The 15137-nt window shown below is 40.9% G+C and carries 13 protein-coding genes and 2 tRNA genes; all 15 read right to left on the bottom strand.

Features of this window, described 5'->3' with window-relative positions; genetic code table 11:
- Nucleotides 1-113: 113 nt before the first annotated feature.
- On the bottom strand, nt 114-590 hold the full coding sequence (locus tag J2756_RS04685; protein WP_209583046.1) for a YdhR family protein: 477 nt from the start codon (nt 588-590) through the stop codon (nt 114-116).
- A 174-nt stretch (nt 591-764) separates the two neighbouring features.
- A tRNA-Ser gene (locus J2756_RS04690) sits at nt 765-849 on the bottom strand.
- A gap of 32 nt (nt 850-881) precedes the next feature.
- Complete coding sequence (gene rpsJ / locus J2756_RS04695) at nt 882-1190, bottom strand: 30S ribosomal protein S10 (RefSeq protein WP_013645952.1); 309 nt, start codon at nt 1188-1190, stop codon at nt 882-884.
- Nucleotides 1191-1271: 81 nt separating this feature from the next.
- The gene (tuf, locus tag J2756_RS04700; RefSeq protein WP_209583047.1) at nt 1272-2513 is read right to left on the bottom strand and encodes a translation elongation factor EF-1 subunit alpha; all 1242 of its coding nucleotides are present in this window, start codon (nt 2511-2513) and stop codon (nt 1272-1274) included.
- A 105-nt stretch (nt 2514-2618) separates the two neighbouring features.
- Nucleotides 2619-4811 (bottom strand): elongation factor EF-2, encoded by a 2193-nt coding sequence (locus tag J2756_RS04705; protein WP_209583048.1) that lies wholly within the window; start codon nt 4809-4811, stop codon nt 2619-2621.
- A gap of 222 nt (nt 4812-5033) precedes the next feature.
- Nucleotides 5034-5597 (bottom strand): 30S ribosomal protein S7, encoded by a 564-nt coding sequence (locus J2756_RS04710; protein ID WP_209583049.1) that lies wholly within the window; start codon nt 5595-5597, stop codon nt 5034-5036.
- A gap of 15 nt (nt 5598-5612) precedes the next feature.
- Nucleotides 5613-6038, bottom strand: coding sequence for a 30S ribosomal protein S12 (locus tag J2756_RS04715; protein ID WP_209583050.1), 426 nt, complete (start codon nt 6036-6038; stop codon nt 5613-5615).
- Between the two features lie 216 nt (nt 6039-6254).
- Entirely contained in the window at nt 6255-6686 is a 432-nt protein-coding gene (locus tag J2756_RS04720; RefSeq protein ID WP_209583051.1) for a NusA-like transcription termination signal-binding factor, read from the bottom strand.
- Between the two features lie 5 nt (nt 6687-6691).
- Nucleotides 6692-6988, bottom strand: coding sequence for a 50S ribosomal protein L30e (locus J2756_RS04725; protein WP_209583052.1), 297 nt, complete (start codon nt 6986-6988; stop codon nt 6692-6694).
- Between the two features lie 11 nt (nt 6989-6999).
- Nucleotides 7000-8154, bottom strand: coding sequence for a DNA-directed RNA polymerase subunit A'' (rpoA2, locus tag J2756_RS04730; RefSeq protein WP_209583232.1), 1155 nt, complete (start codon nt 8152-8154; stop codon nt 7000-7002).
- A 153-nt stretch (nt 8155-8307) separates the two neighbouring features.
- Complete coding sequence (locus J2756_RS04735) at nt 8308-10920, bottom strand: DNA-directed RNA polymerase subunit A' (protein ID WP_209583053.1); 2613 nt, start codon at nt 10918-10920, stop codon at nt 8308-8310.
- 134 nt (nt 10921-11054) lie between these two features.
- Complete coding sequence (rpoB, locus tag J2756_RS04740; RefSeq protein ID WP_209583055.1) at nt 11055-12866, bottom strand: DNA-directed RNA polymerase subunit B; 1812 nt, start codon at nt 12864-12866, stop codon at nt 11055-11057.
- Nucleotides 12867-13253: 387 nt separating this feature from the next.
- Complete coding sequence (locus J2756_RS04745; protein WP_209583057.1) at nt 13254-14744, bottom strand: DNA-directed RNA polymerase subunit B''; 1491 nt, start codon at nt 14742-14744, stop codon at nt 13254-13256.
- 47 nt (nt 14745-14791) lie between these two features.
- A complete protein-coding gene (locus J2756_RS04750) occupies nt 14792-15025 on the bottom strand; it encodes a DNA-directed RNA polymerase subunit H (RefSeq protein ID WP_209583059.1) in 234 nt (77 codons plus the stop codon).
- A gap of 28 nt (nt 15026-15053) precedes the next feature.
- A tRNA-Lys gene (locus J2756_RS04755) sits at nt 15054-15127 on the bottom strand.
- Between the last annotated feature and the right edge of the window lie 10 nt (nt 15128-15137).

Raw genomic sequence — 15137 nt, forward strand, 5'->3', positions numbered from 1 at the left:
CAAATCTCCATCATTTTTTTAATCAATAAAAGATGTTGTTTTTCAAGTTAAAAAAAGTATTCAAAAATGGAAAAATATATCAAAAAAAAACTCGTAAATGATTTTTAAATAATTTAAAGCTGCAGATGCCTCACATGATCGTGAAGACTTATCCTTGGAATTATTTCATACTTTACAGATCCGGGTACTGCATTTCGGGTCATGAACTTCATTGCAAATGAATCCACATACCTGTGGGCATTCTCTTCACTGTCCCATTCATAGATACCTTGAAAATCTCCGTTCCATTTGTTCACCATCCATATCTTCTCACGAAGACCTGGAAGACCTAATGAAAAGAACATTGGTAGTCTAGAATGTTTGATATCCTTTCCATTTTCTGTTTCTTCCAAGTGGAATCTTAAACACAGAACTGTAGGTTCACCCTCATCTTCAGTTTCTGATGCTTTGACTGCATGTTTTAGTATTGTGAATCTGTAGCCGTCGTTCATCTGAATGGTTTTACCAAGATCATCTTTTTGAAATCTTATTTTATGTGTTACAATGCCTGTTGTTGTTTTTATAAATGCGTATATTGGGTTAAAACTCATCGAGCATCCTCTCTAAATGATTTAAATCTTTGAAGGCGGAATTTTCTAAGTAAAATAGTAAAAAAACATCTTAGATGATTTAACCATCTAATCTTTAAAATGAATGATTTAAAGTGGGGAAGGTCTTAAATCTTAAAAAAGGTAGGACTTATCAAACCTTTTTAAAGGTTTGGACGCCGGGACTGGGATTTGAACCCAGGTGGAGCACAGCTCCACAGGATCTCAAGTCCTGCGCCTTCCCTGGCTAGGCTATCCCGGCATAAGATAAAAAAGGGGTTAAGCTATAAATAATTAGCTTTTAAGTTCTATTTCTATACTCACGTTATCTGGTACATTAACCTTCATAACCTGACGCATTGCCCTTTCATCGGCTTCTATACCAACCAGACGTTTGTGAATCCTGAGTTCCCATTTTTCCCATGTTGCTTTTCCCTCTCCATCTGGAGATTTACGGGTTGGCACCACAAGTTTTTTGGTTGGTAATGGTATTGGTCCTGATAGGTCCACACCTGTCCTTTCTGCGATTCTTTTGAGCTGGTCACATACGTATGCGAGTTTTTCTGGGTCTGTTCCTGTGAGTTTGATTCTGGCTTTGTGCATTCCAATCCTCCATTAAAATAAAAAGAAGGTAGTAGATTTTTAAATCCTTCAAATTTACCTTCTGTTATGTTATTCGTGTATTTATTTTGCTGGTACGAGGTCAATACACATTCCAGCAGCCACGGTCTGACCCATATCACGGATAGCGAATCTTCCCATGTGTGGAATTTCTTTGATCTTCTCGATTACCATTGGTTTTGTAGGTTTAACTACGACAAATGCTGCGTCACCAGTCTTGAGGAAGTCTGGGTTTTCTTCTTTTGTCTGACCTGTTGCAGGGTCCAATTTTTTCTGGAGTTCAAGGAATGTGCATGCAACCTGTGCTGTGTGACAGTGGAATACTGGTGTGTAACCAACTGTGATAACACCTGGGTGCTGGAGCACAACTATCTGTGCTGTGAACTCTTTTGCAACGGTTGGTGCGTTTGAGGTATGTCCTGCAACATCTCCTCTCCTGATGTCGTTTTTACCGACACCCCTAACGTTGAATCCTACGTTGTCACCAGGTTCTGCTGATTCAAGCATTTCGTGGTGCATCTCTATGGATTTTACCTCTCCACTTACTCCTGCAGGTTCAAATATAACGTTGTCAGCTTTCTTCATGATTCCAGTTTCTACCCTTCCCACTGGAACTGTTCCCACACCAGTGATGGAATAAACATCCTGGATAGGTACCCTGAGTGGTAGTTTTGTTGGTTTTTCTGGTGCTGTAAACTCGTCGAATGCAGATACGAGTGATGGTCCTTTGTACCATGGGGTGTTTTCACTTGGTTTTGTTATGTTGTCCCCTTCGAATGCGGAGATTGGTATGAAGTTGATTTTGGATGGGTCGTAAGCCACTGTTTTAATCAATGCACTAACTTCTTCTTTGAGTGCGTTGAATTTTGCTTCATCGTACTTAACAAGATCCATTTTGTTTATTGCAATAATTAACTGGTTAATACCAAGTGTTCTTGCAAGGAAAGCGTGTTCCTTGGTCTGTGGCATTATACCATCGTCTATTGCTACTACGAGTACAGCTGCATCAGCCTGAGATGCACCTGTGATCATGTTTTTAACGAAGTCCCTGTGACCAGGACAGTCCACAATTGTGAATTCGTATTTTGGAGTGTCGAATTTTGCGTGTGCAAGGTCGATTGTAACTCCTCTTTCTCTTTCTTCTGTCAGTTTATCCATGACAAATCTGAACTTGTTTTCACCATCTGAGAGCTGCTGCTCTGCGATTGCTCCAGACTGGAGCAGTACGTGTCCGACAAGTGTAGATTTACCGTGGTCTACGTGTCCAATAAACGCTAAGTTCATATGTTCTTTTGCTTTAGCCATAAATTTATACCTCCATTAACATTGCATAGCTTAGATAGCAATTAGTCTAAGATTTGATTTTATATTGATTTTAATCATATATAATGTGATCCTATAATAATTCCATTAACCTATGTAATGGTCTGGGCCATATGGTTCTGGACTTAGTCCTTTTCTTGCCCTTATCTCTTTTATTATAGTTCTTTGAAGTTCATTTGGGAGTCTTTCGAAGCCAGCACTTTCAGTTGACCATAAACATCTACCTTCTGCTGCAGATCTTATGTCTCCTGCGAATCCAAACATTTCAGCAACTGGTACTTTGGATTCCACTGTTGCCATATCTCCTTCTTGTGACATGTCAACGATCTGTCCTCTTCTGTTTTGTATCTCCCTTGTTGCTGCACCCATATAGTCTTGTGGAACGTTGATAAATACTTTTTGTATTGGTTCCAGTAGTGTTGGATTTGCAAGCATTATTGAACCGTAAACTGCCTTCCTTATTGCAGGCAATACCTGTGCTGGACCCCTGTGAACTGCGTCTTCGTGTATTTTAGCATCTTTAAGGGATATTTTAAGTCCCATGACCTTTTCTCTGGCTACTGGACCATCTTCCATTGCACTTTCAAACCCTTCAAGGAGAAGTTCCTTGATCTCATCCAAGTACTGGATACCACGGGTCATGTTTATGAATAGGGATCTCTTGTAAACATCCCATACTTTTTTGGCCTCGTCCTTTGGAAGTCCATACTCTGTGAATGTGCTTGTAAGTTCTTTTCCTTTGACACGACCTTCTTTAATATCTCCAGCCTGCATTGCCTGGAATAATTTATCTTCAAGGGGTTCTATGTCCAGGTAGAATCTGTTGTGTTTGTTTGGTGATTTTCCTTCAACAGGTCCTGCTTTTCCTGCAATTGTTTCTCTGTAAACAACTATTGGTTCAGATGTTTCTATTTCAACACCCTTCTCGTTGATACGGTAAGCGATGATCTCAAGGTGCAGTTCTCCCATACCTGATATGAGGTGTTCACCTGTTTCTTCGTTGATCTCAACCCTTACTGTTGGGTCTTCTTTACCAACCTGCCTTAAAACTTCTATGAGTTTTGGAAGGTCCTTGGTGTTTTTAGCTTCAACTGCAACTGTAACAACAGGTTCTGATATATGTTCTATGCTCTCGAATGGTGCTATCTTGGTACCGTAGTTGGTGACTGTTTCACCTGCAATAGCATTTTTTGCACCGGTTATTGCAACTATATTTCCTGCTGGAACGTTGTCTGTGTTGATCCTTTCTGGTCCCATGTAAACACCAACCTGCTGAGTTCGTGCTTTACCCATTGAACCTACAAAGAAGATCTCTGTTCCTTTTTTAATTGTTCCACCGTAAACACGCCCTGTTGCTATTTCACCTGCGTGTTTATCTATGCTCACGTTTGTGACCATAACTGCAAGTGGGGAGTCTGGGTCTGTGCTTATCATTCCCTGTCCTTCAACTGTGTCTATGTCACCAGACCATATGTTTGGTACCCTGTAAGCCTGGGCAACCTTTGGACTTGGCAGGTGCTCAACAACCATTCCAAGAAGAACGTTGTGTATAGGCACTTTATCAGCCAGTTCTTTCTGGTTGTCATCTCTACAGTACTGGAAAATATCCTTAAAGGTTATACCAGTTTTCTGCATAATTGGAACGTTTATTGCCCAGTTGTGATATGCTGAACCAAATGCAACACTTCCATCCTCTACACGTGCAAGCCATTCCTCTTTGAACTCCTCTGGAGCCATGTTCCTTATGAGTTTGTTTGCGCTTGCAATGATCTTAACGAACCTCTGCTGGAGTTCGTCGTCCCCAAGTTTGAGTTCGTTTATGAGCCTGTCCACTTTGTTTATAAATAGAACGGGCCTTACATTTTCTTTTAGAGCCTGCCTAAGCACGGTTTCTGTCTGTGGCATGATTCCTTCCACTGCACATACAACTACAACTGCACCATCAACAGCCCTCATTGCCCTTGTAACGTCTCCACCAAAGTCGACGTGCCCTGGGGTGTCTATGAGGTTTATGAGGTACTCCTGATCCTTGTACTGGTGGACCATTGAAACGTTTGCAGCATCTATTGTTATACCCCTTGCCTGTTCCTGTTCATCAAAATCCAGGAAACGCTGGTCACCTGCAAGTTCTGAGGATATCATACCTGCACCTGCCAGGAGGTTATCTGATAACGTGGTTTTTCCGTGGTCAATATGGGCCACTATACCAATGTTACGGATGTACTCAGGCTGGTACATTAAGTCCTTAATCTTTTCAATCATTTTAGAACGTCTACTCACCAAAATCACCTAAATAATTATGAAGATTCCTAAATAATTCCTACATGACATTGTATCAATGAATTAAAGCATCATTGAAAAATATCATGGAGTCACAGATTTTCTGCATTCAGCAACGTTCCATGGTGTACATGTTTAATCACTGAAAAAATCACTGATCTGAAACATTTCAGGGAAGTAAAAAAAATGCAGTCTGTGAATCTCTAAAAAGATGTAGTGGAATTAGTGTGCGGATCTTGCAACTCTCTCCTTTTCTTCCTTCTTCTGGATTGCAAAGCTCCTTGTATCATATTCTGCTGCAAACAGAAGTTCATCAGCAAGACACTCTGCTGCGGATCGTTTCCTTTTGAATGAGGATTGTAGAGCACCTTTTGTAAGGAAACCTACAGCCAGGTCAACCCTTCTCTGTGGTGCTATGTCCACTGCAACCTGGTATCCTATTCCACCGTATTTGATCCTTGTTGTTTCTTCCCTTGGAGCTGTGTTTTCAACGGCTTTAACAAGAACCTGTACTGGGTTCTGTTTTGAGCGCTGGTTTATAATGTCTAATGCATCTTTAACTATGTTGTAAGACTTGTTCTTTTTACCGGAGTTCCTCTCTGTCCTCATGATCTTGTTCATGATTCTTTCAACGATTGAAACTTTTGATTTTGCGAACTGTCTTTTAACATGTCTTCCGAGGGTGTGGGGAACCAGTATCTCGTCTAAGCAGACGTAGTTAACAAGGCCCATGTCTTCCACTTTAACCTCTCCTAAATCCCATTTATTGAAGACCTTAAAACTCATTGAATAACCTCACTTTTATCTTACTGGTTTTTCTATTTTACCTTTAACCATTTCCTCTAATGCTACGTTGTTAACTTTTGTAACCTTCCACCTGACACCTGGAATATCACCCATGGACCTTCCTGATGGTCCTCCAATTCCTTCAATCATAACTTCATCGTGTTCATCGATGAAACCGATTGCGCCGTCTCCTGGTGCGAAGGCTGTTAACTGTTTACCGTTTTTGATGAGCTGGACACGTACACATTTTCGTATAGCAGAGTTTGGCTGTTTTGCCTCTATACCCACTTTCTCTATTACGATTCCCCTTGCCTGAGGTGCACCCTCTAACGGGTCTGCCTTAACATCTAATCGTAATTCTTTCCTTTTGTAGTGAGTGTCTTTCCATCTGAAATTCTGTCTGTTTTGTTTAAGCTTTTTTGCTGCAAAAAGTCCTGGCAAATGAAATTCCTCCTTGAATTAGGATTTAATTATTAAATATTCAGTGTAACCTGATAAACATTTTAATCATTGATTTAATCAGTAATTGAATATGATAATGATCGATAAATAATCAATCCTAGCTTTTTTTCCAAAATTCAATGTTAAATTTGTAAGATGAAAAAATATCCATCCCATCTTTTTGATTATCTAACATTAAATTCTTTGGATTTTCTTCTATTTTATAATAATGTTATTTATATTATGCTGTCTCTTAGCTAAGAGCCTGGCCCTTTCAATGTTCTGACCGCCTTTTCCTATTGCAGTCCTTTTATTTCTTGAATCAGTTTCAAGGGTTGCTATCTTTTCCCCGTTTTCTTTCTGAAGTATTCTAATACTTCTGATTTTAGCAGGGGCCATGAGATTACCTATAAATTCCACAGGATCTTCTGAGTGTTCTATAACTTCCACGCCTTTATCAACAGTTTTCTGGACTTTTGTGACTGTGCTTCCTCTTTTTCCGATTGCAAGTCCCATATCTCCCTTTTTAACAAGGAAGGTTAATTTGGCGTTTTCATCGTCAACTATACAGTCCTTTACCGTTGCCCCTGTCATGCTCTCAAAGAGAGCTATGTACCTTATCTCGTGTGTTGTAAATTTTATAGTCACAGAAATTACCCCATGATTTCTAGTATTGTAGAGTCACCTGGATCTTTTATGATAAGTGTGGCGACGGTGTAAGGTCTACCGCACACGGATCCAAGCTCCACGCTTGTTCCTTCATAAGTGTAAACAGGAATCTCTGATAATTTTGAGTAATGCTCAATATCCTCTTTTATATCACGAGGACAATTGTTTGCGATAATAACAAGCTTTCCTTTACCAAGTTTTAAAGCCTGAATTGATTTATCAGATCCAAGTGTGACACTCCCTGTGTCTACAGCAACTCTTATTCCTCTATCTATGTCCATCTACTGCCTCCTTATTTCTTTCTCTCTTTCATAACGACGCCAACAGATCCTGTTCCCAGTGGTATTGGCTGTCCTATTATAATATTTTCAATTATACCGGTGAGATGGTCAACTTCTCCCCTTATACTGGCCCTTAAAAGGTGTTTACCTGTTTCCTCAAAGGATGCCCTTGCAAGGACGCTGGCTTTCTCACCACTGATACCGTGCCTTCCTATGGATTTCACAATACCATCTGATGTCATCATATCTGCAACAAGCATTATATGTCTAACGTCGACTGTAAGTCCCTGTTCTTCCATTGTGCTCTGTGCTTCATGTATGATTGCATTTCTTCCGGCTTCTATTCCCAGAACTTTTTCTACTTCGTGAATGTCGTTGGTTGTTGTTCTTGTCTTATCAACACCTTCCATTTTCAGGACGGCTCCAAGATTTGAACCTTCGGTGTGTATAGCCCATTCTGTACCTTCTTTCCTTATCACGACCTTTCCGATGTTTTTAACACCACTTATCTGAAGATCGCGAACTTTATCAGCTAGAAGTCTTAATTCTCTTATTGCATGTTTAGATTCAGAAATCGTAGGTTCAAAACTCAGTAGGTTTTTATTTATATCTACTTTCTTAAAAGCTTTTTCTATCTTAGCTATGATCTCATCGTAGTCAAGCCTTTTTTCCTTCACATTTTCCTCATCGATCTCTATGCTAAGGGTCATGCTTGCGTAGTTAACGTTGAAATCCTTAAGAACATCGTTGAGAACTATTTTACCTATTCTGTTGGCTATTGTCCGGACAAATTCCTCATCTGCACCGTATTCTTCTTCGAAGTATATGGCCATTGTTGGGGTTGAGATCTTCTTACGAGCATCCACGATCTCAATGAGCCTTGGCAGACCCAGTGTAACGTTCAGCTCTGCAACCCCTGCGTAGTGAAAAGTACGCATTGTCATCTGTGTACCAGGTTCTCCAACGGACTGTGCTGCAACTGTACCTACTGCTTCACCATCTTCAACCCTTGCACGTTCATAAGCCTTTTTTATATCCCTGATAAGCGTGTCAAGTTCTTTATCACTGAGTTCATGCCTTTCAGCTGCATCAGCTATTTCATGAATCAGTTTTTCAGGAAATTTGGCTCTTTTCTTTTTAACAACCTTTTCTACCTTCTCTACCATCTCAATATCCACAAAACCACCTGGATCCAGTTCCTATTCCCTTAATAAATTATTCCCTTATGAATGATCTTAAATTTCAATTTTTATCTATTCAATTTTATGTTCATGTTGTAATTGATAATGATGAGTTACAATGAGATTTTTCTAGGGGTTTTATTTCCCCTTTGATTTTATTCTCATCTCATCTATCATACGGTCTATGTCCGCTACTTTACCGTAGTCACTTTTAGCTGGGTCTATTCCATCTTCACCGTAGTGTGTCTGGATTATAACTCCCCTGTTGTCCCTGACTGTTCCATCTGGTTTAACACTGAGATCCTGCAGTGCGTTGACGAGTCTTCTCTGCATGTAACCTGACTGAGCTGTACGAATAGCTGTGTCCACAAGACCCTCACGACCACCCATAGCATGGAAGAAGAACTCCAATGGATCCAGTCCTTTCTTGTAACTGGAGTGAACAAATCCACTTGCCTTAGCACCGAGCTCACCTTCATAGAAATGAGGAAGGGTACGTTTACTGTAACCCCTTTCTATACGTCCACCACGAACAGACTGCTGGCCCACACAAGCTGCAATCTGAGTCAAGTTCAACATGGAACCCCTAGCACCAGTAAGGGCCATTATAACAGCATGGTTCTCCATACCGAAGTAACTCTCAGCTATAACACCTGTACTGTCCCTTGCCTCACCAAGCACCTGCATGATCTTCATCTCCAGGGTTTCCCTGAGACTTCTACCAGGGAGTGCTTCAAGTTCCTCGTTATGGTAAGCTTCAATGAGCCTTTCAACCTTTTCCTCAGCCTTTTTAAGAAGTTCTTCAATACGATCCTTGGCTTCCTGAGGTATCTCCTCATCAGCAGTACTGGTTGTGAAACCTCTCTTCATTATACCGCCGATTGCAAGTTTGGTGGAGCAGTCAAGGAATTCACGAGCTGCATCTGTACCGTACTCCTTAACAATGGAGTCCAGGATCTTACCTGCAAAAGCACCATAGGCTCTCTCGTCAATAGCACCCAATTTAAGTTCTCCATCCTCAATAACAACGTAAGCATCATTCTTACAGGATTCACGGAGACATTCATCACATTTCCTGCAGATCTCAGCCTTGTAAACCATGTTCAAATCCTTAGGAAGGAGTAAACTGAAGATCTCCTTACCAGTCCAGTCCCTGCCACGTGGTTTTGGAAGTTCCATCCTTGCCTTCTTAACCATCTGGAAAACATCTTCCTCTGAGAAGTTGGATCCTAAACGTGTGAGGAGGTATGCTCCAGATATGTGGTCGTGTATTCCCCCGATGATTGGTCCACCGAACCTTGGGGAAAGTATGTGCTCCTGAACCCTCATAAGAGATTTAGCCTCAGCACGAGATTCCTGGGTCTGGAAAATGTGCATGTTCATCTCGTCCCCATCGAAGTCAGCGTTGTAAGGAGGACAGACACATAGATTTAACCTGAATGTTTTGTAAGGTAGTACCTTTACTTCGTGGGCCATCATGGACATCCTGTGGAGTGAAGGTTGCCTGTTGAATAGAACAACATCTCCATCCATTAAATGTCTCTCAACAACGAATCCAACTTCCAGTTTTTCCACAACAGCTTCCTTGGTCTCATCATAAACCCTTATCTTCCTACCATCAGGCCTTATAACGTAGTTTGCTCCGGGATGTTGTTGTGGACCGTTCATGATGTACTCCTTCATCTTGTCCATGTTCCATTCAGTTACATGAACAGGTACTGTAACTTCCTTGGCTATCATCTCTGGAACACCAACCTCGTTGATACTGATGTTAGGATCCGGGGAGATAACTGTCCTTGCTGAGAAGTTAACACGTTTACCTGAAAGGTTGCTTCTGAAACGTCCCTCTTTACCTTTAAGACGCTGCGCCAATGTTTTTAATGGCCTTCCAGAACGATGCCTTGCTGGTGGCACACCTGAAGCTTCGTTATCAAAATAAGTGGTTACATGGTACTGTAAAAGCTCCCAAAGGTCCTCAACAATAAGCTGAGGAGCACCAGCTTCCATGTTCTCCTTCAAACGCTGATTAATACGCAGAATATCCACAAGTTTATGCGTTAAATCATCCTCTGATCTTTCACCGGTTTCAAGGGTGATTGAAGGTCTTACTGTAACTGGAGGTACTGGCAGTACAGTTAAAACCATCCATTCTGGCCTTGCAACCTCAGAGTTAATTCCTAAGTATACGTAGTCCTCTTCAGGGATCTCTTCAAGACGTTCCCTCACTTCACTGGCAGTTAACTTGTAATTTCCCTCAACAATGGAAACAGGTTTATCAATCTTAACATCTTCCTGCTCAGTGTCACAGTGTGGACACTTATCCCTACGCGCAACATTATAGATCTCCTTAATAATAGGAGTTATACTCTCCTCATTCTCTATATGGTTTTCTATCTTGTTCTTGTAATCCACCATTTCAGTTTCAGTTAAAAGAACACGTCCACACTCACTGCAGGTTGACCTCAGTACCTTGTGGATGGTATCAGCAAAACCAACATGTATAACTGGTCTTGCAAGGTTGATATGTCCAAAATGCCCCTGACAATCACCACCCTTAGATCCACAGGACCTGCATCTAAGCCCAGGGTCAATAACTCCCAGCCTTGGATCCATGAGTCCAGCTTCTATTGGATATCCATCCTCATCGTAGGTATCAGGGGTTACGATCTTGGTAACGGACATTTTCCTTATATTCTCCGGAGACATCAGACCGAAGTTTATCTGGGAAATCTTCTTTAAAATTCCTTTCAAGCTCATTCTCTCCTTATAGTGCATTTAAATATGCTTATAAATCCTAATTACTAAGTTCTATTAATTTTTGTTTTTCTGGTAGTTGAATTGGCAGCATTACTGTTCCATTCCAATTTTCCCGTTCCATGTTTCCACTATGCTTTGTCTTCCATGACGAGTTTTGGGAATATGCAAAGGCTTTTGAGTTCATCGAGTAGTAGTTTGAATGCGTATGATATTTCAACAGGGAAGGTTTCAGATTCCCCACAGAGTGAACAGTAGGTTTTATCCCTTATCTTATCGTATATTGCTATCATTCCACAGTTGGCACATACAATTGCTTCATATTTATCTGATTCATCCAGAAGTCTTTCTTTAAGTGCAAGTGCTGCTCCGTGAGCTATGAGACAATCTCTTTCCATCTCACCAAACCTGAGACCACCTTCTCTTGCTCTTCCTTCTGTTGGCTGACGTGTGAGTACCTGTACAGGTCCCCTTGACCTTGCGTAGACTTTGTCTGATGTCATGTGGTGCAGTTTCTGGTAGAAAGCAACTCCTACAAAGACTTCTGCTTCAACCCTTTCACCGGTTATTCCATTGTAGAGAGATTCTCTACCTGAAGTCTCAAATCCATTCTTTTTGAGGAGTTCCATTATTTCATGTTCTTCCATTCCACCGAAGGGTGTGCCGTCCATTCTTGTTCCTTCCATGGTTCCTGCTTTACCTGCGAGCATCTCAATAACCTGACCAACAGACATCCTTGATGGTATAGCGTGGGGGTTCACTATTAAATCAGGAACTACTCCTTCTTCTGTGAAGGGCATATTTTCCTGTGAAACTATTAAACCAACAACACCCTTCTGACCGTGCCTTGATGCAAATTTATCACCAAATTCCGGCTGTCTCTGATCTCTTACCCTTATTTTTGCGAGTTTGCTTCCTTCAACTGTTTCTGTGAGTAGAACTGCATCAACAACACCATGTTCTCCATGCCTTACAGTTACTGAAGTTTCCCGTCTACGTTCCCTTGATGTTCCGAATTCATCCAGTTCCTCAAGGAACCTTGGTGGTGATGTTTTTCCAATGAGCACATCTCCAGATTTTACTTCCACCTCAGGGTTTACAATTCCATTTTCATCGAGGTGTTTGTAAAGTTCCTCGTTACGGTAACCCCTTACAACACTTTCAGGTAGTTCAAATTTATCTTCCTGTCCTCCAGGGTAACGTCTCTCAGATGCCTCGTAGGATCTGAAAAATGATGACCTTGCAAGTCCCCTTTCAAGTGATGCCTTGTTCAGGATAAGTGCATCCTCCATGTTGTATCCCTCGTAGGACATAACAGCCACAACGAAGTTCTGTCCAGATGGCCGTTTATCATATTTTGTGGCATCTATACTTCTTGTCTTAACTATTGGCACTTGTGGTTGGTGCAGAAGATGTGCACGGGTGTCTGTTCTCATGCCATAGTTTGAAACGTAAAGACCGAGAGCCTGCTTTGTCATACCTGCTTCCATGGTGTTACGTGGAGAAGAGTTGTGGTTTGCAAAGGGTATGATACCTGCACAGATTCCCAGCATGGTTGAAGGGTCTATTTCAAGGTGGGTGTGATTCACTGTAATGTCTTCCTCAAACATGGCTATGTATGCATTTTCTTCTTCCTCTGCATCCATATACTCAATTATTCCAAGGTCTATGAGGTCGTTCCAATCCATTTCACCGTCTTCAAGCTTCTGGATGTGTTCCTGTTTGAGTTTTGATTCACCATCTTCAACAACAATGAGAGGTCTTCTTGTCCGTCCTGGATCTGTGAATATGTATATCTCATCTGTTTCAGGGTAGTAGGTTATGTTCATCTCATGTGAAACCTCTCCAGCCCTTCGTTTCTGCCTCATGGTTTCAACAAAGTCGTCTGGGTCATCACAGGTTCCTATGAGTTTACCATTAATATATATCTTGGATTTTTTCACGAATTTGCCCCCAAATAAAGGATTAAGGATTTAAAATCCCAAGCCTCATGATATTTATGTTGAATGAACCCCAAAGTTCATATGGAACTTCATTGAGTTCATACAGTTATTTCAACTATGATTATTATGTAATTATAAGGTTATAAACAAATTTAAATCAACAATTTAAACCCCATTAGAATCTTCAAAGTTTAATTCAAGGAATTTAATCCTGTAATGAACTCTGGATCCATCATTTCAATCTTACCTTAAAATCTTTTATAACACCTTTATTTTTTCGTTTCATTTATTTGCAAGTTCACTGCAGTCAAGTAATGGTGTTTTGTGTTTTATATTGTCTTTTTATGTGTCTGAAAAAAATAGAGGTCTAAAAATATTTAAAAAGATTTAAAGAGGGTTTAAAGCTCCTGTTTTTTTGATTATTTCTTCAAGCTCTTCTGGATCCGAACCTTCAGATATTTTAGCAAGTATTGCAAGGTTTTTCACAAGCCCACAGTTTGGTCCCTCTGGAGTTTCGTTTGGGCATATCTTTCCGAACTGTGTTGGGTGCAAATCCCTTGCTTCGAAGTGAGGCTGGCTCCTTGAAAGTGGGGATACAACCCTTTTCAGGTGTGAGAGTGTTCCCATGTAACTGGTTCTATCAAGCAGCTGGCTGACACCTGCACGTCCTCCAACCCAGTTTCCTGTGGCTATTGCATGTTTTATGTTTTCTGTGAGTACGTCTGAACGTACGGCCTGTTTCACTGATGGTTCTTTTCCTCTTGCAAGGCTTCTTTCAAGCTGGTACGTCATGTCCCTTGTTAAACTTGTGAATGCAACTCTGAAAAGATCCTCCATAAGGTCTCCAGATACTCTGAGCCTTTTGTTTGCGTAGTGGTCCTTGTCGTGTGGTTCACGTTTTTCAAATATGACCTGAAGGAGCATTTCAGTCATTTCAGCCAGATAAGTGGCTTTGTCCGCCCTTTTATCAGCTTCAACACCCATATGTGGCAGTAAATATCTGTCTATAACGTCTTCTGCCCTTTTTATTCTGTATTCCTCTGTCATACCCTTTGCAACCCTGTTACCAATGTACTTGATTGCATCGTACTGCGTACTTATCTCAGAGGTCTGTATATCATCTATAAGCATGAATTGAACGTCACTTTCATCTGAAACGCTTGTAACAAGCTCCTGGTCTGTTTCAAGTCCAAGTGCTCGTAGCAGTACAACGAGTGGTATTTCCCCAGGTACGTATGGGAATGATATTCTTAAAAAAACGCCTTTTTTACGTGGTTTTCTGTATTCAAGTGTTATTCGGGCTCTGAATCCGCTTTTTATTGATGTTACAATTGCCCTGGCACGCCTGTCCTCAAGTTCACCTATACGTTCAAGGATGATCTTGTTGGGCGCTATTTCTTCCATTGTAACTATTGCCCTTTCTGATCCATTGACTATGAAGTATCCACCAGGATCTTGAGGATCTTCATTTTTATCATCCAGTTCCTCTTCTGTCAGTCCATCAAGTTGACATATACTGGATTTGAGCATCACAGGCAGTTCGCCTATGTAAACTTTTTCCAGCTCATTGTCCTCTTCACCCTTATTAAGGGCCATTTCAAGGTACATGTGGGCTGAATATGTTAAATTACGCAGCCTTGCTTCAGTAGGGTATATTTTACTTTTAGATCCGTCTGCTTCCTTGATGAATGGCTTTCTGATCTCTACTTTGCCTGTTTTGATGCTGTATTCACCTTGTTCTAGGGTTATATCATCGGTTATGTCGATGATGTCCTGTATACGGTGGTCCACAAAGTCGTTGTAGGATTTGATGTGGTGGTCTACCAAGTTGTATTCATCAAAAAATGCATCAACCAGTTCCCATGCATTTTTTACCATTAAACTCCTCCAAAAAACAATTAAATATATTTTCAATTAGTTTGATACTAATCTAACACTAAACGATAGGTAACAAATTTTCCAGCAGTGTGGCTTTTACGAGTTATCTTCAAAATATCCCCTGGTTGAGCCTCAATAGCTTTAACAACAGGGTCGTCAGCTTTTATTTTAGGAAGCTGCTCTTGGTGAATATCCAACTCTTTAAGCACTTTTTTAATTTCTGTTTTCGACAAAATAGTATGATCTGGAACCAATTTGTGTTTTAAAATATCTTTTTTCACAATTTATCCTCCAGTTAAAAATCAAGAACGGGCCCGACGGGAATTGAACCCGCGGCCACCTGGTTAAAAGCCAGGCGCTCTCCCAGACTGAGCTACGGGCCCCTTAAACAAA

Source organism: Methanobacterium aggregans, from assembly GCF_017874455.1.
Taxonomy (GTDB): Archaea; Methanobacteriota; Methanobacteria; order Methanobacteriales; family Methanobacteriaceae; genus Methanobacterium_C; species Methanobacterium_C aggregans.

Bases quoted from the DNA above. Each gene is read 5' to 3' on its own strand.
- J2756_RS04685 (WP_209583046.1), bottom strand. From the start codon at position 590: ATGAGTTTTAACCCAATATACGCATTTATAAAAACAACAACAGGCATT.
- J2756_RS04725 (WP_209583052.1), bottom strand. From the start codon at position 6,988: ATGGACATAGATAGAGGAATAAGAGTTGCTGTAGACACAGGGAGTGTC.
- rpsJ (WP_013645952.1), bottom strand. From the start codon at position 1,190: ATGCACAAAGCCAGAATCAAACTCACAGGAACAGACCCAGAAAAACTC.
- rpoA2 (WP_209583232.1), bottom strand. From the start codon at position 8,154: ATGGTAGAGAAGGTAGAAAAGGTTGTTAAAAAGAAAAGAGCCAAATTT.
- tuf (WP_209583047.1), bottom strand. From the start codon at position 2,513: ATGGCTAAAGCAAAAGAACATATGAACTTAGCGTTTATTGGACACGTA.
- J2756_RS04710 (WP_209583049.1), bottom strand. From the start codon at position 5,597: ATGAGTTTTAAGGTCTTCAATAAATGGGATTTAGGAGAGGTTAAAGTG.
- J2756_RS04745 (WP_209583057.1), bottom strand. From the start codon at position 14,744: ATGGTAAAAAATGCATGGGAACTGGTTGATGCATTTTTTGATGAATAC.